At 53.4% G+C, this 766-nt stretch carries 1 protein-coding gene; it reads left to right on the forward strand.

Annotated elements, in window-relative coordinates; genetic code table 11:
- The coding region (locus AAIR21_RS27740; protein WP_434682823.1) for a helix-turn-helix domain-containing protein at positions 1-712 on the forward strand (712 nt) is incomplete at its 5' end.
- Between the last annotated feature and the right edge of the window lie 54 nt (positions 713-766).

Below are 766 nucleotides of genomic sequence, written 5' to 3' on the forward strand. Positions count from 1 at the left end.
AGCATTATCATTTATCAAAAACGACGACACCGCCTTCAGCGATCAATACTCAATCTGTGGCACCACAACCACCACTCAACAGCCAACCATCCCGCAACCCACCGAATCACCAACATCATTCGAGTCAATCCCGGCATTCCTGCGCACACCAAAACCTTACCCGGCACAGCAGCCCGTCGAATTACCGACGTCGCTCCGTGGTGAAACGGTTGCTCAGCAACCAGCAGCGAGCACTCTGACCATCGGCGAGCGTATTCGTGTTATGCGCAAGCTGCTTGGAATGACTCAAGGTCAAGTTGCCGAAGCCATCAACGTCACCAAACAGGCAATCTCATTATGGGAAAGCAACAGCGCCGTATTTGGCTGCGACAAGTTACTCCCTCTCGCCAGCGCCCTCAATTGCGATCCGCTCTGGCTCCTCGGTGCCAATGCCGATCAAGTTGCCACCAACGAAGCCCCTCTCGCCCCTGTCGAAGTTATGCAGGGTGTTGATATGTCCACCATCGGCAAGCGCATCGCTGCTCGCAGGATTGCGCTGAGATTCAGCCCTGCTGAGATGGAAAGGATTGCTGGGCTGCCAGAAGGGACTGTATCCCTTTGGGAGGATGGTAAAGCATTCCCGCCGAGTGACGCTATCAACAAGCTGGCTCCTGTTCTGCATACCAATATTCACTGGCTGGTAACCGGCATAGAAATAGCGAGGGAGTCGTAAATGAAAACGCCAATCGACATGCTTCATGAAATTCTTGCTCAGGTTTCAGAGGGT

It is taken from the genome of Enterobacter sp. PTB, from assembly GCF_051130085.1.
GTDB classification, from domain to species: domain Bacteria; phylum Pseudomonadota; class Gammaproteobacteria; order Enterobacterales; family Enterobacteriaceae; genus Enterobacter; species Enterobacter ludwigii.